Below are 18,317 nucleotides of genomic sequence, written 5' to 3'. Positions count from 1 at the left end.
AATAGGGACCAACAAATAGGGACAGACCGGAACGCCGGACCGCCTGTTTTCTAGGAAATTTCCTGAAAAACAGGGTCCGTCCCTAATTTTTTGCTCCTGTTTTTAGTATTCGACCGCCACCTCCTTCGCGCCCAGCACCTGTTCCAGCGCCAGCGTGAGTTCGTCGGAGGGCAACACGTGCCAGTTGTCGCCCAGTTGCAGCGTGCAGTCGATGCCCTGCGGCTTGATGCGCATCTGCACCGGCAGGCCGTAGTCGTCACGGTGCGGTGCCAGCACTTCGTGGAGTTTCGCGGGTGCCACGGCGGCCGGCAGCAGCCAGCCCATCTGGCGGCCGAACTGCAGGCGCGCGGCGACGATGTCGTAGACCTTCTCGGCCGAGATGCGCAGGCCGCCGGTGAAGCGGTCTTCCGACACCTTGCCGGTCACGGCCAGGAATTCGTCTTCCTTGAAGGCCTTCTTGTTGGCCTCGAAGATCTCGTTGTACACGGTCACTTCCACCACGGCGCTCTTGTCGTCCAGGCTGACGATGAGGATCTTGCCGCGCTGCGTCATCTGCGTGCGGATGCCGGTGATCACGCCGCACATCATGCGCGGCTCGCGCGACGGCTCCAGTTCCGACAGCTTGGTGCGGGCAAAGCGCCGCGCTTCGGCCGCATACGAGTCGAACATGTGGCCGGACAAATAAAAGCCCAGCGCGATCTTTTCCTCGGCCAGCTTCTGGCGGTCGGTCCACGGCGTGGCCTGTACGTATTCCGGCGGGGCGACCAGGTCGCTGTCGTCGCCGCCGAACAGGCTCACCTGGTTGGCCGCCTTCAGCTCCTGCTCGGCGCATTCCATCGCGAAGGCCACCGATGCGAACAGCACCGAACGGTCGACGCCGAAACAGTCGAACGCGCCCGAGCGGATCAGCGCCTCGATGGTGCGGCGGTTGATCTGGCGCTTGTCCACCCGCTTGCAGAAATCGAACAGGCTCTTGAACGGGCCATCGGCCTCGCGCGCGGCGATGATCGCCTCGATCGCGTTCTGGCCGGCGCCCTTCACGCCACCCAGGCCGTAGCGGATGTTGGTGACCTTCTTGCCGGTGACGGACGGCGGCGGGCCGTCCGGACGGAAGCGGTAGGCCGACAGGTTGATGTCCGGCGGCAGGATCGTCAGGCCGCACACCTCGATCGAATCCTCGACGAGGATCTTGACCTTTTCGGTGTCGTCCATCGTCAGCGACATGTTGGCCGCCATGAACGCGGCCGTATGGTGCTGCTTCAGGTACGCGGTGTGATACGACAGCAGTGCGTAGGCGGCGGCGTGCGATTTGTTGAAACCGTAGCCGGCGAACTTCTCCATCAGGTCGAAGATCTCGTCGGCCTTCTCGGTGGTCAGCCCGCGCTCGCCGGCACCCTTGCGGAAGATCTCGCGGTGCTCGGCCATTTCCTCGGCCTTCTTCTTGCCCATGGCGCGGCGCAGCATGTCGGCGCCGCCCAGCGAGTAGCCGCCGATGATCTGCGCCATCTGCATCACCTGCTCCTGGTAGACCATGATGCCGTAGGTCTCGGACAGGATGCCCTCGGTGCGCGGGTCCGGATATTCGAACTTCTCGCCGTGCTTGCGCTTGCAGAAGTCGGGGATCAGGTCCATCGGGCCCGGGCGGTACAGCGCCACCAGCGCGATGATGTCCTCGAAGCGGTCGGGCCGCGCATCCTTCAGCATGCCCTGCATGCCGCGCGACTCCAGCTGGAACACGGCCACCGTCTTGGCCTTGGTCAGCAGGTCGTACGAGGCACGGTCGTCCAGCGGCAGCGTCTCCAGGTTGAAGTCCTGCATCGCCGGATCGAGCTCGCGGATGTAGTTCACCGCGCGGTCGAGGATCGTCAGCGTGGTCAGGCCCAGGAAGTCGAACTTCACCAGGCCCACGGCTTCCACGTCGTCCTTGTCGTACTGCGACACCACGCCCGAATCGCCGGACTGCGTGTACAGCGGGCAGAAATCGGTCAGCTTGCCCGGCGCGATCAGCACGCCGCCGGCGTGCATGCCGATGCCGCGGGTAATGCCTTCGACCTGCTGCGCCAGGTCCAGCAACTGGCGCACCTCTTCTTCGTTCTCGAGGCGTTCCTTCAGCAGCGGTTCTTCCTCGATCGCCTCGGCGATCGACACCGGCTTGCCCGGCTTGAACGGGATCAGCTTCGAGATGCCGTCGCAGAAGTTGTAGCCGAAATCGAGCACGCGGCCGACGTCGCGGATCGCGCCCTTCGCCGCCATCGTACCGAAGGTGGCGATCTGCGACACGGCGTCGCGGCCGTACAGGTCCTTGACGTGCTGGATCACCAGCTCGCGCTTTTCCTGACAGAAGTCGATGTCGAAGTCGGGCATCGAGACCCGTTCCGGATTCAGGAAGCGCTCGAACAGCAGGTTGTACTTCAGCGGATCGAGGTCGGTGATCTTCAGCGCGTATGCCACCAGCGAGCCCGCGCCCGAGCCGCGGCCCGGGCCGATCGGCACGCCGTTGTTCTTGCCCCACTGGATGAACTCGGCCACGATCAGGAAGTAGCCCGGGAACTTCATGTTGATGATCGTCTTGTTCTCGAACTCCAGCCGCTCCTCGTAGCGCTGGCGGTTCTTTTCGCGCACCGCCGGGTCGGGGAACAGCTGCAGCAGGCGCTCTTCCAGCCCCTTTTTTGTTTCGGCGATGAGGAATTCGTCGATCGTCATGCCCGGCGTGGGGAAGTTCGGCAGCTGCGGCTTGCCCAGCGTGAGCGTCACATTGCAGCGCTTGGCGATTTCCACGGAGTTCTGCAATGCGGCCGGCAAATCCTCGAACAGGATCGCCATCTCCTGCTGCGTCAGGAAGCGCATCTGCTCGTTGAAGCGCTTCGGCCGCTTTGCATTGGCGATCATTTCGCCTTCGGCGATACAGATGCGCGCCTCGTGCGCGATGAACTCCTGCTCGGACATGAACTGCACCGGGTGCGTCGCCACCACCGGCAGGCGCAGCCTGGCGGCCAGCGCCACCGACTGGCGCACCTGCGCCTCCTGGTTCGGCTGGCCGGCACGCTGGATCTCGATGTAGAAATGCCCCGGGAAGATGGCCGACCACTTCTGCGCGTTTTTCTCGGCCAGCTCCAGGTTGCCGTTGTCGATCGCGCTGCCGATGTCGCCGAACTGCGCGCCGGACAGCGCGATCAGCCCGTTGGCACCGCTCTCGCCGGGCATCACGTCATACGTCTGGTCCTTCAGCGCCTGCAGCCACTCGGTGCGCAGCTCGGCCCGCCCCTTGTACTGGTTGGTCAGCCAGGCCATCGACAGCAGTTCGCACAGCTGCAGGTAGCCCACCCGGTTTTTCGCCAGCAGCAGCAGGCGGCAGGGTTTTTCGCGGTTGTCGTCGTTGGTGATCCACACATCGCAGCCGATCACCGGCTTGATACCCTTGCCGCGCGCGCTCTTGTAGAACTTGACCATGCCGAACAGGTTCGACAGGTCGGTCACCGCCAGCGCCCCCTGTTTGTCCTTGACGGCCGCCTTGACCAGGTCGTCGATGCGCACCAGGCCATCGACGATCGAATATTCCGAGTGCACCCGCAGGTGGACGAAATCGGGCCCGGGCGGCGCGGCGGGTTCGTCTGGCTGGATAACGGGCTGGTCTGCGGACTGGTCTAGGACTTCGGTGCTCATGGGATCGATTGGGCGGTGGTTCGTGCGGCGAAGGCGCTATTTTACCGCCGTTGAGGTGCGGCCGGCCAACGACGCACTGTCGAGCAGTTGTCGAGAAACTTTACATTTTCTGGCCGAGCATTTGATCGAGCTCAACCATCGTGTTGATTTTCCTCAAAATTATCGATCTGGCACCAAGCTTGCTTTTCTACGCTCGAGCGTACCAGTTACTGAATTCCTCTACAGGAGCAATCGTGGGAACCATTGTCAAAAATATGCTGCTGCACGGTGCCCTGCTCCTGGGCGTGCAGGCCGCTGCCTGGGCAAGTCCGATCCTGCTGGTGCAGAACGGCATACTGATGGGTGCCAAGGGCGTCGAGGTGGGCGGCCAGCAATACGATGTGCTGTTCTCGGACACGCGCCAGGCGGCCGACCAGCTGATGTTCGATTCGTACGACGACAGCTGGGCCGCATCCGACGCCCTGAACCGGCTGGTCTTCCAGGGCGTGTACGACACCTCGCCAGCCCGGACCAACGGGTGCTCGAACCCGCTCTCCTGCTCCGTGGTGACCGCGTTCGACATCGGCTTCATTTCCGTGACGGGAGCCGCATTCACCAACACGGCAACCCAGTACCTGGATGTGATCGCACCGTATATCGGATTCGGCAACAGTGCCAATTCGGCACTCATCACTTATGCGAACTGGTCGCTGCGCCAGGAGGAGCAGCAGCAGGCCGTTCCCGAGCCGACGTCGCTGCTGCTGGCCGGCGCCGGCCTGGCGGCACTGCTCGCCGGGCGCAGGCGCCGCGCCGGCACCGTTGCATAAACGGGCGGGAAGCCGCGTCAACGCCGGGGATTGGCAGCCGATACGCTTATAATGTCGGCTGTTCCGCTATTCCGACCCTGATTCCATATGCAAGCTAGCACTCTCGGCGCCCCCGTCCAGGCCGGCGCCGTATCGTCACATTCGGCGCCCGCCGCCGACGTTTTCGTCAATATCGCCGCCTACAAGTTCATCACGCTCGATAACCTCGAAGAACTGCGGCCGCAATACCAGGAAATCACGCAGCGCCTCGGCCTGAAGGGCACGATCCTGCTGACGCCGGAAGGCATCAACATGTTCCTGTCCGGCACGCGCGCAAACATCGACGCTTACCTGGCCTGGGTGCGTGCCGATGCGCGCCTGGCCGACCTGGAAGTGAAGGAAAGCCTGTCCGCCGAGCAGTCCCACAAACGCATGCTGGTGAAGATCAAGGCCGAGATCATCACGATGCGCATGCCGCTGATCAAGCCGGAAGAAGGCCGCGCGCCGTTCGTCGATGCGCGGACCCTGAAGCGCTGGCTGGACCAGGGCCATGACGACCATGGCAAGCCGGTGGTGATGGTCGACACCCGCAACGATTTCGAAGTGGATGTCGGCACCTTCGACAACACCGTCGACTATCGCATCAGGAAATTCACCGAATTCCCGCAGGTGATCGAGGAGCACAAGGCCGATTTCGAGGGCAAGACCGTGGTCACGTTCTGCACCGGCGGCATCCGCTGCGAGAAGGCGGCGATCCACATGCAGAACATCGGCTACGACAACGTCTACCAGCTCGAAGGCGGCATCCTGAAATATTTCGAGGACGTGGGCGGCGCCCACTACACGGGCGACTGCTTCGTTTTCGACTACCGCACCGCGCTCAATCCGCAGCTGCAGCCCACGGAAACCGTGCAATGCTTCGCCTGCCGCGCCATCGTCACCCCGCGCCAGCAACTGGCGCCGGAATACGTGTACGGCGTCTCCTGCCCGCACTGCCACGGCACCACCGCCGGCTGAGGCAAACAGCAAAACTGGGGACGTACCCCTGTTTCCAGGAAAATTGCCAGGAAACAGGGGTCCGTCCCCTGTTTTTAGTCTTGCTTGTTCTTGGCGCCGTAGCTGCGGCGCAGGCGCAGGAAGGGTTCTTCGATGGCGTTGTAGGACAGCGCGGAAATGGCCCAGGTGGCGGCATACGTGGCGACCAGCGCGATGAGCACGTTCCAGCGATGCTGGCCGGTGAAATCGGGCAGGCCGAAGGTGCGCGACAGCAGGTGCAGCACGCCCATGTGCAGCAGGTAGAACGAGAAGCTGATCTTGCCGCCGTGGTCCAGCGTTCGCTCGATCAAGCGCGGCAGCGGGCGCCGGAACGATACCCAGGCAACGATCACCGCGCTCCAGCCGGCCGCTTCCAGCATCGACCACCAGATCCAGAACGTTTTATGGGTATACGGCTCGAACGCGCCGTAGCGCGTTTGCAGCGCGCTGTTGCAGACCACGATCGCGGCCGACAACGGCAGCAGCCACAGTGCGTGCCGCTGCAGCGCGGCGCCGTGCCGGGCGACCAGCAGCGCTGCCAGCATGCCGATCAGGAACTGGTCGAAGCGCCCCACCAGCGTGCTGAAATACATCAGCGTGCTCTTCTCGTTGACATGGAACGCGGCCAGCTTGAAGAACGCCATCAGCGCCAGCAATTGCCACAGGTAGCGCGCACCCTGCTCCAGCGTGAAGCGCGCCAGGAACGGGAACACGAGATAGAAGGTGAATTCGACCGAGATGCTCCACGCCGCGCCGGTCACCGGCGTATAGGACGTGGGCGCCAGCCCCAGGTTCGTGGCCAGCACGTACAGCAGGTCTTGCGGTGCGAACTTGTCGCGGCCGATCGACGTGGCCAGCACGAAGATCGTCAGGAACAGCGGCAGGATGCGCAGGCAGCGGTTGCGCAGGAATGCGCCATAGTCGATCTGCCGCTGGTACAGCGCGATCTGCATGAACAGGAAGCCGGACAGCGCGAAGAACAGCGCCACGCCGGTGTGCCCCTGCGTGACCAACCCGGCCCACGGCGTGGCGATCTCGCGGCCGCCCAGCCCGCGATACTCGAGATAGAAGTGGAACAGGAAGACCAGCGTGACGGCCAGCCAGCGCAACTGGTCGATCCGCGGGTTATACGGCAGGTTGAGCGATTTCATCGGGGCGGCGCGCGCAAATAGCCGCGATTATAACGACGATTCGCGCGCCCGCACCGCCCCTGCCCTGCTCTTTTCAGTCGAAGTACGCCGCCACCATGCGCAAGTCTTCCGCCGACAGCACGCCGGCCGCGGCGCGCATGCGCAGCGATGCCTGCAGGTAGCCGTAGCGCGCCTGCGCCAGGTCGCGCTGCGCCGTGTACAGCTGGCGCTTGGCGTTCAGCAGGTCGAGGTTGATGCGCACCCCGCCCTTGATGCTTTGCTCGGTGGCCTTGATGAGGAGGTTGGCCGAATCGACCGCCTTCACCAGCGCATCGATGCGCCGCACGCTGCTGGCCATCGTGTTGTAGTCCTTGCGCAGCGCGGTCAGCGTCTTGTCGATCTGGCTTTGCAGGTCTTCCTCGGCCTTGCTCTTGTTGGCCGCGGCCTGCCGCGCCTGCGCGCTGACGGCGCCGCCGTTGTACAGCGGAATATTCAGCTGGAAGCCGATCGCATGGGAATCGATGTTCTGGTTGATCGTGTTGTAGGTGTCCGATTCGCTCTTCTGGTAGGTACCCACGATATCGAGCCGCGGCGTATGGCCGGCGCGCGCCTTGTTGAATTCCTGGCGCGCGATCTCGATCCCGTACTGCAGCGTCTTGATGTCCGGGTTGTTTTCCATCGCCATGCGCTTCCACTCGTCGAAGCCCTGGGTGTCGGTGGGCGCCACGCGGAAGCCCGGCCGCAACGGATCGAGCTCGCCGACCTCGCCGCCGATGATGCCGGCCAGCGTGGTCTTTGCGTTGATCACGTTGTCTTGCCCTTCCAGCACCTGCGCCTCGGCCAGGTCGAGCCGCGACTGGGTTTCGATCGCGTCGGTCCGGGTGCCCTCGCCCTTCGTGAACAGCAGGTCGTTGACCTTGCGCTGTTCCAGGTACATGTCGCGCTCCACCTGCACCAGTGCCAGCTGCTCCTGCTGGAACAGCACTTCGAAGTAGGCGGCGGCCACGCGTACGATCACTTCCTGCTGCTGGCTGTCGAATTGCGCCGCGCTGTACTCGCTCTGCGCCTTGCCCTGCTTGTAGCGGGCCAGCGCGTCGAGGCTGACCAGTGGCTGGCGCACCTGCAGCACTTTCGAGCGGGCGATATAGTGCTGGTCGCGCTCCGGCTGCACACTGCCGGGGAACGTCGTCACCGTATGCGACTTGCTGCCGCTGAGGCTTGCGGAAACGCTCGGCAGCAGGGCGGAGCGGCCGATCACCCTGTATTCCTTGCCGCCTTCGGCCGCGTAGTAAGCCGCGTGGAACGCGGGGTCGTTCTGCAACGCCGCCTGGTAGGCCTGCATCAGGCCCAGCGCCGATGCCGCGCCGCCGTGCAGCAGAAGGGCCGCGCCCAGCAGCATGGGCAGGCGGCGCAGCATGGAGGTCCGGCGGATTTTCTTGCTTGTAGGCTTCGTCACGTCACTCCTCCGACATCGCCGAATGGGCACGGTCCATGACGGGCTTCATCAGGTAGCTCATCATCGTGCGCTCGCCCGTCTTCACGAACAGTTCCACCGGCATGCCCGGCACGATTTCCAGCTTCTGGTGGGCGATCAGCTTCGCGCCTTCCGGCGACACCTTCGCCTTGACCTTGTAGAAGGCGTTGCCGGACCTCTCGTCGACCGTGCGGTCGGCCGCCACGTGGATCAGCGTGCCCGGGATATGCGGCGTCTTGTTGATGTTGAAGGCCGAGAAGATCAGCTCCGTCGGCATGCCGGGGTGCACGCGGTCGACCATGTTGACCGGCAGGTCGCCTTCCACGATCAGCGCTTCGCCCGCCGGCACGATTTCCATCATCTTCATGCCAGGCGTGACGACCGCGCCCTTGGTGAAGATGCTGGTGCCGACGACGATGCCGTCCACCGGCGACCTGACCTCGACGTTTTCCACTTCATACGCATGCGCCAGCAGGCGCGCCTGCAGGCCTTCGGCTTCCTTCTGCACGTCCGAAAGCTGGGTGCGCACCTCGCGCTGGTATTCCTGCAGGCGCTGGGCGCGGCGCAGGTTCAGTTCCAGCACCTGGCGCTTCGAACGCGCGATATTGCCGATGTCTTCCGAGATCGCGCCACTGATCTGCGCATAGGTACGCTCCAGGTCCAGCAGGCGGGTGCGCGGAATATAGCCTTCCTTGGCCAGGTCGCGCGAGTTGTCCAGCTGTTCCTTCAGGATGTCCAGCTGCGCCTTCTTGGCGATGCGCGACTCGTCCACGCCCTTGATCTGCGCGTTCAGGCCCTCGATATTTTCCTGCAGTGCGCCAAGCTCGTTCTGCAGCGCCATCTGGCGCGACGTCATCAGCTGGCCCTGCAGCGACACGGCCTGCTGCACTTCGGGATCGTTGCGGTATTGCTCCAGCGCGGCGGGGAACGGCACGGATTTTTCGTTGCGCAGTTCGGCCAGCAGGCGCGCCTCGGCGGCGCGCGCCGTGAAGTACTGCGTGCGCGTGACGGCGGCGGCGGACTTCACCTGCACGTCGTTCATCCGCACCAGCACCTGCCCGGCCTTGACCACGTCGCCATCGCGCACGAGGATCTCGTGCACGGTGCCGCCGGCCTGCAATTGGATCGCCTTGCGGTTGCCTTCGGCCGCCACGAAGCCGGACATCGGAACACCCTTGTCCAGCGGTGCCGTGAAGGCCCAGATCAGGAACCCGATCACGCCGGCAAGCACGATGAACCAGCCCAGGCGGGCATAGGCACGGTCGTCGGTCTCGACGGTGATCGGCGAAACGTCGTGGCTGACGACGTCGGCTGCGCCCTGCGGCGCCTTGACGATATTCGACATATTATTTCTGCTCCGTGGTGGCTGCCGCCGGCGCCTGGCCGGCCGGCTGCGCAGGCGCTGCCTGCGGCGACGCCGGTTGTTGCTGTGCCGCTGCCGGCGCTTGCTGCGGTGCTGCCGGCTGCGATGCTGCGGGCTGCGATGCCGCTGGCTGCGGTGCTGCCGGCTGCGATGCTGCGGGCTGCGATGCTGCCGGCGCTTGCTGTGGTGCCGGGGCAGGCTGCTGTCCCGGTGCCTGCTGTGCCGCGGCTTGCTGCGCGGCTGCCTGCTGCTGCGCCGCGGCCTGTGCCTGCTGCACCTGCAGCTGGCGCTTGTTCTGCTGTTCCTGCAGCGCATTCAGCACGTCGCGGGTCGGGCCGAACATCGCCTGGCCGTTCTCCTGCAGTACCAGCAGCTTGGTGGTGGCGCCGATCGCGCTGGTGCGGTGCGTGATCAGCACGATCGTCTTGCCGCGCTGGCGCAGGTCATTGACGGCGCGCACCAGGGCCGCTTCGCCGGCTTCGTCCAGGTTCGAATTCGGTTCATCCAGTACCAGCACGGCCGGGTCGCCGTACATCGCGCGGGCCAGGCCCAGGCGCTGCTTCTGGCCGCCGGAAAGCCCGGCGCCGCCGTCGCCCAGCCGGGTGTCATAGCCATCCGGGAAGTGCAGGATCATGTCGTGCACGCCCGCCCGCTTGGCGGCTTCCACGACCTTTTCCGCATCCACGTCGCCGAAGCGGGAGATGTTTTCGGCGATCGTGCCGGAAAACAGTTCGATATCCTGCGGCAGGTAACCCATGTGCGGGCCCAGCTCGGCCTTGTTCCAGTGGTAGATGTCGGCGCCGTCCAGGCGCACCTTGCCTACCGCGGCCGGCCATACGCCCACCAGCAGGCGTGCCAGCGTCGACTTGCCGCAACCGCTCGGGCCGACGACACCCAGCACGTCGCCGGCATTGATCGCGAACGACAGGCCACGGATCACCGGTACCGTGACGCCCGGTGGCGCGGCGGTCACGCCTTCCACGCTCAGCTGGCCGGTGGGCTTCGGCAGTTCCATGCCCGCCTCGCGCTGCGGATTGGCCTGCAGCAGCGCAGTCAGGCGCTCATAGGCGCTGCGCGTGCTGGACCAGCTCTTCCACACGCCGATCAGCTGCTGCACCGGCGCCATGGCGCGGCCCACCAGGATCGACGCCGCGATCATCATGCCTGGGGTCATCTTGTTTTCAAGGACCAGCAGTGCGCCGAAGCCCAGCACCAGCGACTGCAGCGACACCTGCACGAATTTGGTCACAGCCTGGATCTTGCCGGCCTTTTCGCTGGCCTCGGCCTGCAAGTGCAGGAACAGGCCATGCTGCTTGAACCAGCGGCCCATCAGGTTGGGCAGCATGCCCATCGACTCGATCACCTCGGCATTGCGCAGGTTGTTCGTGGCCAGGGTGCCGGACGAGATCGCCATGGCATTGGCTTCGGCCAGCGGCTTCTTCGTGGCTTTCTCGTTCACCACGGCCAGGATCACCAGGATCGCGGTGCCGACCAGTGCAAACAGGCCAAGCTGCCAGTTGAACAGGAAAATGACGATCAGGTAGATCGGGAACCATGGCGCGTCGAAGAACGCGAACAGCGCGTTCCCGGTGAGGAACTGGCGCAGGTTCGTCAGGTCCGACAGCGACTGGCCGGCGTTGCCGCCAGCACGCTTCAGGTTCTGCTCGAATGCGGCCGTGTAGACGCGCTTGTTCAGGTGCATGTCGAACCGGGCACCGACACGGATCAGCACGAAACTGCGCATCAGTTCCAGTGCGCCCATCAGCATGTAGGCGCCCAGCATGAGCACCGTCAGCATCAGCAGCGTGTATTCGTTGCGGCTCTGCAGCACGCGGTCGTAGACCTGCAGCATGTACAGCGACGGAACCAGCATCAGCAGGTTCGTGATCGCGCTGAAGGCGCCAACGGTGTAGAACGTTTTCTTGAAGCCGAGCAGCGTTTGCTCGATTTCGTTCCTGAGTGGGAGTAGTTTTTTCATTAGTGGTGAAACGCCGTGCTTCTTGGCAAAGGTTGAGGCCAAAGGGCAACATCCGACAGGCATGTGCGGAAAGGCCCGATTAAGAGCGCAACGGAATTATCGCCTAAAAATGGCTGGAAATGTGACGGTTGTCACAAAATCTTTACGGAAACACGACAGTCTGTGGTGTTTCGGTGTCGGCGGGGCGAGCCCGTGGGTGAGGCGGAGAGTATAGCGCATGCGCTTTCGGCGCGTGGGCTGGGGTGTGGCGGATATGAAAAGGCCCCATCCGGAGATGGGGCCTTTTGTTCAATACCCTCCGGCGGACCGGAGGGCATCGAGGGATTACACCAGGAAGAAGTGGTTGGTACCAGCTTCCATGCCCAGAGCCGTCACGCCGGTCACGCCGGTGATCTGAACCAGGGTGTCGTCGCCAGTAGCGTTGTCGACGAACACGTAGGAATTGCCCAGGTACTCGAACACCAGAGCCGCGTTGTCAGCAGCGAAGTCAGCAGCAGTGGTAGCAGCGGCAGCGATCGTCGAGGCACCTGCACCCTTGAAGACCAGCACGCCGTCTTTCACGGTACCGGCAGCATTGTCCAGGTTAGCAGCAACCAGCGTAGCACCGGTCAGGTTCAGCTGGTCAGCGTCAGCGATTGCAGCAGCTTTCGCGGTTGCATCGGTACCGACGGCTGCGGCAGCAGCTTTCTCGAAGCCTTGGACCAGTTCAAAGCCATTCGAACCGGCAGCGGTGGACGTGGACGTAGCGCCAACCGTGATCAGGTCAACGCCCGAACCCAGCTTGACTGCGCCGCCGTTCTTCAGATCAGCCAGATCGAACGTCAGGCCGCCGGTTGCAGCGGACGAATCCACCGTAGCCAGTGCCAAGGTCGTGGTGCCGTTCACTTCGATCGCACGGTCGCCGGTAATCGTGATGGAAGCCAGCTTGCCATCCTTGCCGGTGTCGGTAACGTTCAGCACGTTGTACGACAGGGCGCCACCAGATTCCACGGTCACGGCCGTAGCTGCAGCAGTGCTCAGGTTCAGCGTGGTTACGTTATCGGCTTTCAGTGCGAGTGCCGCTTCAGCCGTGTTATCCGCCAGGTACGAAGTGCCGAATACAGCCTTGACCGAGGTTGCGTTGGTGGTAACCGAAGCATCGATCAGTTCCGCGCCATCATCCGCATCACCGGTTTCGTCAGCATCGACGGTAACGGTCAGAGCACCTGGCGTCTTCTGGTTCAGCGTCAGGACGCTTGCGTCCATGTCGCCCGTGGCACGGAAGCCAACATTCGCGCCAACGTTGGTCAGCGTTGCATCCGCGCCGACGTCGTCGGAAGCAACGAACTCGGTCACAGTGTTCTTCGCCGACAGGATTTCCACATCCAGTGCGCCTTTCAGGCCTTTGGCATCGAACGCGTCGAAGTTGCTGAACGCGCCGATATTGGCGGAACCAACCAGGCTCAGCAGCAGCGTGTCGGTGCCTGCGCCAGCGTCGACGACGTCTTTAGCGCCGATTGCTACATCGCTGGTGAAGGTATCGTTGCCAGCGCCCAGATTGACGGTCAGGATACCGGTGCTACGGGCGGTGATGTTCACAGTATCGTCGCCTTCGCCAGCGTCGACCGTGGTCGTGCCACCGCCGAGCGTCTTGACGGTGATGGTGTCCTTGCCCGCACCAGCGACCAGACTGGCGTTGACAGCGGTAACGCCCGTCGCAGCAGCTTTGGTTTCGGTAGCGATCGTCAGCGTGTCGTCACCTGCGCCACCCTTGATGGTGGACACGCCAGCAACGCCAACGAATTCCACGGCGCCGGTCGATGCCGAAGCGTCAACTGCCGACACGGTCTTCGTACCGCCAGCAGCGTTCGTCACGGTCAGCAGCGTCTTGACACCGGTGTTTACGGTGACGGACTCCACATCCTTGGCGGCGGTCACTGCCACGGTAACTGCTGCAACAGCGGTACCAGCATCTGCACCGTCGATCACGGAACCGGTCACGGCAACGCTGTTCAGAGCGTCGCCCTTGACGTTGATGACATTACCTTCGGTGAAGTTCTGCAGAGCAACGCTTGCTTTCGCAGCGGTAGCAGCAGCAACCACGCTCACGGTCTGGTTCACGTCACGGAAGCCGGCGGTTGCAGTGGCAGCCAGGTTGGTGACTTCACCAGCTTTGCCTTGTTGCCATACTTGCTGCAGCGAGGAACCCAGTTTCGATGCGTCGACGGCAATAGCCGCAGTAGCGCCAACTTGATTGATGTTGACGATCTCGACGTTCTTGATCGTGCCGGTAATGCCATTGTTGAACGTTACAGCGTCAACGCCCGTACCTACGGTTTTGACTTCGATGTTCAGCGTATCCGTACCAGCGCCGCCATCGACCGTATCGACGGAGGTCAGCGTGTTGGCATCGGTACCGGTGGTCGGGTTCGAAGCGAAAGCATTGATCACGTCATTGCCGGCGCCGCCAACGATGTTGTCCAGGCCTTGGGTCAGGGTCGTGCTGGTGGTCGGAACCACGGCTTGCACGGTCGTTGCCACGCCAGCCACTGCTGCAGCCAGGCTGGCAGGGGTGTCGGTCACGCTGGCCAGGTAGCCGCGTGCGGTGTTGATGGCAGCAGCGCCGCCGTTGGCGTAAGCGATGCGCAGGTCAGCGTTGCCGGCGATGGCATCGGTGAATGCTGCAGCAGCGGTTGCCTTGTTGGCGAAAGCGGTGATGTCGGTGGTCTGCGCGCCACGGGCGATCAGCCATGGCAGGATGTCGTAGGAGACAGTCTTGGCATCGATCAGGCCGGCGTAGTACTTCAGGCCTGGGATGTCAGCGGCGTGGCCGAACAGGTTGTTGTAGATCGAGTTGACGACAGCTTCAGTACCCTTGCCGGCGTAGGTGTCGGTGTATTCCTTGGAACCCACGAAGTCAGCGCGCAGCACGTCGATCGACACGCCCTTTTCCAGCATGCTGACGTAGTACTCGACGCCAGCGGCGTCGCCAGGACGGTTGAAGTAGGCAACGTACAGTTCCTGTACCTGCTCTTTGATTGTAGCCATGTATTGCTCCTAGGTTAAATGATGAACTTCCAGTCCAGCTTACTTGCGACGCAAGTCGGCGAACCGAATAATGGCAGATGCATCAGCACCGGGATGTGACGGTCGTCACAAATTAAGGGCCGTGCATTAATTTTTTGGCGTTTTACGACAGAAAATTTACCACCGGAACATTATGAACATAGCCATTGCATAAATCAATGGCATGCCAGCCGCCAAAAAAGACGACAATGTATCAAATTGTGCGAATCATGTCGCACGACTTTCAAGTTGCCATGGACTTGTGAATATTCACGGCGCCCAAAATAAAAAGCGCCGCTCCGCTGCCGGAGTGGCGCTTTAATTAATATCAAATTAATACCGTGGAGCGTTTCCGCGCCCACTTCACCGACTTGCTTCACCCACTTACTTTACCCACATACTTCACCCACTTACTTTACCCAGTGCGTTGCGCCGATCACACTGCGCCGCGAATCGATCGCCCCCTGGAACAGGTAGGAAGCCTTCTCTCCCGACAGCACACCATCGACGTTCATGTTGGACTTCGTGTCATAGCGGTTGATGCCGCTGAACACGCCATCCTTGCCGACGACACCGGTGCCGTACATGTTATATGTGCTCGCCTGATAAACAACATCGAATTTCGTATTGAAACGCGCCTTGTCGAAGTCGAAAAGCAGCTGACCGTTCTCGAGCTTTGCCGCGCCCTTCTGGTCCGTTGCATTATCGCGAACATAAGCTTCGCTGCTTGCCAGCGCGAGCCCGATGCTGCCTTTCTCGGGCACCACGTAATCGCTGCCCGTATTACCGCGGAACAGCACGAAATAATCGTTCAGCGCGATCCGCTGTGCGCCGGCCCTGGCGATGCCCGTATTGGCAGGCTGCTCGGCCAATGCCGTCCAGCGCCCCCAGCTCACTTCCTTCAGCGGCACCTGCGGCAACTCCGGAACAGGCGGCGGCACCGGCGGCGCAGGCGGCATCACCTCCGGCTCGGGCACCACCACCACGAGCGGAGGCGGCTTCTCGGTCGGCGGCGGAGGCGGCGTGGGGGTAACGTTCATCACCGCCCGCTCCTGCAGCACTTCGTTCTTGCGCGGATCCAGGTTCACCTCGGCCAGCGGCGCGGACGAGGTGCCGGACTTGGCCTGCGGTTCGTCGCCACGCGGCGGTGCCACCACGTCCGGCGCCAGCGCCGCGCCGCCCTGCATCAGGCGGGGGGCCGATTCGCCGCGCCGCACCTGCAGCAACAAGCCCTTCTGCGCCGCGCTGAGTTCACGGCTGGCCGCGCCTTCGCATGGTCCGGAGCCTTCGGGAGCGCAGCCGGTGCCGAAGCCACTCATGGTGATGCCGCCGGAAAGCACCGTGACACGCGAGGTATCCTGGTCCGTAAACACGGTGAAGTCGGTGCCCCGTACACCGATCGCGGCAACGGGTGTATTGAAACGGAAATTCTGGCGCGCATGCTTGACCGCTTCGCCCGACTGGCTGCGCGCCACGCCGTTCAGCAGTTCCAGCTTCACGCGCGTGTTGGCGGGATTCTTCGTATCGACGACATAGGTATCGATGCGCGCCTTGCTGCTCGGGCGCAGGATGAACAGGCCCTTGTCGACGGTACGGATATATATATAGCCGTCGCGGCCGGTGCTCAGCAGCTGGCCCTCATTGACGGGGGCGCCCAGCACGGCAGGCTTGTCCGCGATATCGGCCTTGCCGACGACATAGATGACCGTGCCGGCTTCGCCCGCCCAGGCGACCTGCCCGGCCAGTGCCAGCGCTGCTACGGTAAACGACGGCCAAAATGTATGCATAGATTCCCTCTCGACCGCGCATTATCCTGCCCGATGGACAAACTTTCCGTGATGAACGTCACGATTTTACCGGCTACGTCAATACGCGCCCAATTCTTTACATCTTGTAGCAAAGCCTGACCCGGCGGCAGTGACCGGATATACTGGGCAACATTTTCCGTTTCCTCTTCTTTCCATGATCCTGGCGCCCCGCCGACTGTTCCCGCTGCCGGCTGCCTCGCACCTGCGCTGGGTGCTTGCACTGGGCGCCGCACTGCTGGCCTGCCTGGCCCAGTTGCCCGGCGGCCCGCGCATTCTTGCCGACGAATGGCTGCGCGACCGCTTCCTGCGCGCGGCGGTCAGCACGGCGCCCGAACCGCGCATCCTCGTGGTGGATATCGACGAAGCGTCGTTGCGCAACACAGGCCCCTGGCCGTGGCCGCGGGCCCGGCTGGCCGATCTCGTGGAAATATTGCTGACCGACTATGCCGCACGCGGCGTCGCGCTCGACATCATGCTGCCGAAGGCGGCCGACGAGGAAGGCGACCTCCGCCTCGGCCTGCTGGCATCCCACGCACCGGTCGTGCTGGCGCAGGCCTTCGACTACAGTGTTTACCGGCCCGAGCCGCTGCGCGCGGGCGCGCTGGCGGGCGCCCTGCCCGGCAGTCCCGGGCCGGCATTGCCCGCCACCGGCTACATCGGCAACCATGCGTCCCTGGCGGCGCAGGCCCGGCATGCCGGCAACATCGGTTTCGTGCCGGACCCGGATGGCGCCCTGCGCCGGCTACCATTGCTGACATCGTTCGAAGGGCGCACCTACCCCGCCCTTGCACTGGCGCTGCTGCGTGCCGCCGGCGGCGCTCCGGCTCCCGGCGCCGACAGCGCGGCGCTGCGCGTCGACTTCCGGCGCGACTGGAATGCCTACACGGTCGTGTCGGCCGCGGACATCCTCGACCGTTCCCTCTCTCCGCAAGGCGCGAGCGGGCGCCTGGTGCTGATCGGCTCGTCATCGGTCAGTCTCGGCGACCGGGTCACCACACCGCTCGCGGCCAGCCGCCCCGGCCTCGGCGTCCAGGCGGCCATGCTGTCGACACTGCTGGACCGCCAGGCCGGCACGACGCCGTCGCGCTGGCCCGGCCGGTGGATCGCCGCGCTGTATGCACTGGCACTGGCCGGGCTGGCCCTCTACACCCTGCCCCGGCTGTCGGCAGCGCGCAGCGTGGCCCTGCTGGGCGGGGCCAGCGTGGTGTGGCTGGCCATCGCCTGGGTGCTCGCCCCGCACGACCCGGATTTCTCGCCTTGCGGGCCGCTTGCCACCGCACTGTTCCTGCTTGCCTTCGCGGTGCCGTACCAGTGGCAGCTGACGCAGGACCGCTCGCGCCAGCTGCTGGACACGCTGCGGCAATACGTCGCACCTGTTGTTGTGGAACAACTAATGCGCAGCGACCTGGCCGATCCGCTACGCCCGCGCCAGGGCGATGTCACGACACTGGTGGCCGATATGGAGGGCTATACCAGCCAGGTCGAGGCATTATCGGTGGAAGAGGCGGCCCTGCTGACCCGGCAGTTCCTGGAGTGCCTGACCGGCCCGGTGATCGGCCACGAAGGCACGCTGGACAAGTACACGGGCGACGGCCTCGTTGCCTTCTGGGGTGCGCCGCTGCCGCATCCGGCCCATGCCGACCGCGCGCTCGATGCCGCGGCGGAGATATTGCGGCGCGTGGCCACGCTCTCGGCACAGCGGCAGGCGCGTGGTTTTCCTGCGCTGCGCGTGCGCATCGGCATCGAAAGCGGCCCGGCGATGGCCGGCGACTTCGGCACCACGTTCCGCAGCATCTATACGGCGGTCGGCGACAGCGTGAACACGGCGGCCCGCCTGGAGCAGGCTGCGCGCGACTTTCCACATGATGTGATCGTTGGTCCTGGAACCGCTTCCAGGGCCGTGCGTCACCGGCTGCAGCCCCTCGGCGAACGTTTGCTACGCGGCAAAGAAAAACCTACAATGCTATTTACTTTTGACCTGGCGTAAGTAATACCCATGGCACTTCACAAAACCCCTGTCGCAGCGAGACATTCCG

The 18,317-nt window shown here is 63.7% G+C and carries 10 protein-coding genes; 3 read left to right on the top strand and 7 right to left on the bottom strand.

Annotation, left to right across the window (positions count from 1 at the left end):
- Positions 1-102 precede the first annotated feature (102 nt).
- Entirely contained in the window at positions 103-3,663 is a 3,561-nt protein-coding gene (gene dnaE, locus ACY34H_RS17305) for a DNA polymerase III subunit alpha (protein ID WP_464978711.1), read from the bottom strand.
- A gap of 233 nt (positions 3,664-3,896) precedes the next feature.
- Here dnaE and ACY34H_RS17300 point away from each other — a divergent pair, with 233 nt between their 5' ends.
- Positions 3,897-4,469, top strand: coding sequence for a PEP-CTERM sorting domain-containing protein (locus ACY34H_RS17300; RefSeq protein WP_464978710.1), 573 nt, complete (start codon positions 3,897-3,899; stop codon positions 4,467-4,469).
- An 87-nt stretch (positions 4,470-4,556) separates the two neighbouring features.
- Positions 4,557-5,465, top strand: a complete 909-nt coding sequence (locus tag ACY34H_RS17295; RefSeq protein WP_464978709.1) for a sulfurtransferase — start codon at positions 4,557-4,559, stop codon at positions 5,463-5,465.
- Positions 5,466-5,539: 74 nt separating this feature from the next.
- Here ACY34H_RS17295 and ACY34H_RS17290 read toward each other — a convergent pair whose 3' ends face one another.
- The 6 genes from ACY34H_RS17290 to ACY34H_RS17265 all read right to left on the bottom strand — a co-directional run bounded on the left by ACY34H_RS17290 (position 5,540) and on the right by ACY34H_RS17265 (position 16,260).
- Positions 5,540-6,634, bottom strand: coding sequence for an acyltransferase family protein (locus tag ACY34H_RS17290; RefSeq protein WP_464978708.1), 1,095 nt, complete (start codon positions 6,632-6,634; stop codon positions 5,540-5,542).
- A gap of 73 nt (positions 6,635-6,707) precedes the next feature.
- Positions 6,708-8,069: a TolC family outer membrane protein gene (locus ACY34H_RS17285; protein ID WP_464978707.1), complete on the bottom strand. Its 1,362-nt coding sequence runs from the start codon at positions 8,067-8,069 to the stop codon at positions 6,708-6,710.
- Position 8,070: 1 nt separating this feature from the next.
- The gene (locus ACY34H_RS17280) at positions 8,071-9,432 is read right to left on the bottom strand and encodes an HlyD family type I secretion periplasmic adaptor subunit (RefSeq protein WP_464978706.1); all 1,362 of its coding nucleotides are present in this window, start codon (positions 9,430-9,432) and stop codon (positions 8,071-8,073) included.
- A gap of 1 nt (position 9,433) precedes the next feature.
- A complete protein-coding gene (locus ACY34H_RS17275; protein WP_464978705.1) occupies positions 9,434-11,428 on the bottom strand; it encodes a type I secretion system permease/ATPase in 1,995 nt (664 codons plus the stop codon).
- A 324-nt stretch (positions 11,429-11,752) separates the two neighbouring features.
- Positions 11,753-14,455, bottom strand: coding sequence for a hypothetical protein (locus tag ACY34H_RS17270; protein WP_464978704.1), 2,703 nt, complete (start codon positions 14,453-14,455; stop codon positions 11,753-11,755).
- A 428-nt stretch (positions 14,456-14,883) separates the two neighbouring features.
- Positions 14,884-16,260 carry a FecR family protein gene (locus tag ACY34H_RS17265; protein WP_464978703.1) on the bottom strand — a complete coding sequence of 459 codons (1,377 nt, stop codon included), beginning with the start codon at positions 16,258-16,260 and terminating at the stop codon, positions 14,884-14,886.
- A 175-nt stretch (positions 16,261-16,435) separates the two neighbouring features.
- On the opposite strand from ACY34H_RS17265, the gene ACY34H_RS17260 reads away from it, so the two are divergent.
- Entirely contained in the window at positions 16,436-18,268 is a 1,833-nt protein-coding gene (locus tag ACY34H_RS17260; RefSeq protein ID WP_464978702.1) for a CHASE2 domain-containing protein, read from the top strand.
- Positions 18,269-18,317 lie beyond the last annotated feature (49 nt).

This window comes from Pseudoduganella sp. jia 9 (genome assembly GCF_055502615.1).
This window is presented reverse-complemented; position numbering and strand designations above follow the sequence as displayed.

Bases quoted from the DNA above. Each gene is read 5' to 3' on its own strand.
- dnaE (WP_464978711.1), bottom strand. From the start codon at position 3,663: ATGAGCACCGAAGTCCTAGACCAGTCCGCAGACCAGCCCGTTATCCAG.
- ACY34H_RS17295 (WP_464978709.1), top strand. From the start codon at position 4,557: ATGCAAGCTAGCACTCTCGGCGCCCCCGTCCAGGCCGGCGCCGTATCG.
- ACY34H_RS17290 (WP_464978708.1), bottom strand. From the start codon at position 6,634: ATGAAATCGCTCAACCTGCCGTATAACCCGCGGATCGACCAGTTGCGC.
- ACY34H_RS17280 (WP_464978706.1), bottom strand. From the start codon at position 9,432: ATGTCGAATATCGTCAAGGCGCCGCAGGGCGCAGCCGACGTCGTCAGC.
- ACY34H_RS17275 (WP_464978705.1), bottom strand. From the start codon at position 11,428: ATGAAAAAACTACTCCCACTCAGGAACGAAATCGAGCAAACGCTGCTC.
- ACY34H_RS17270 (WP_464978704.1), bottom strand. From the start codon at position 14,455: ATGGCTACAATCAAAGAGCAGGTACAGGAACTGTACGTTGCCTACTTC.
- ACY34H_RS17265 (WP_464978703.1), bottom strand. From the start codon at position 16,260: ATGCATACATTTTGGCCGTCGTTTACCGTAGCAGCGCTGGCACTGGCC.
- ACY34H_RS17260 (WP_464978702.1), top strand. From the start codon at position 16,436: ATGATCCTGGCGCCCCGCCGACTGTTCCCGCTGCCGGCTGCCTCGCAC.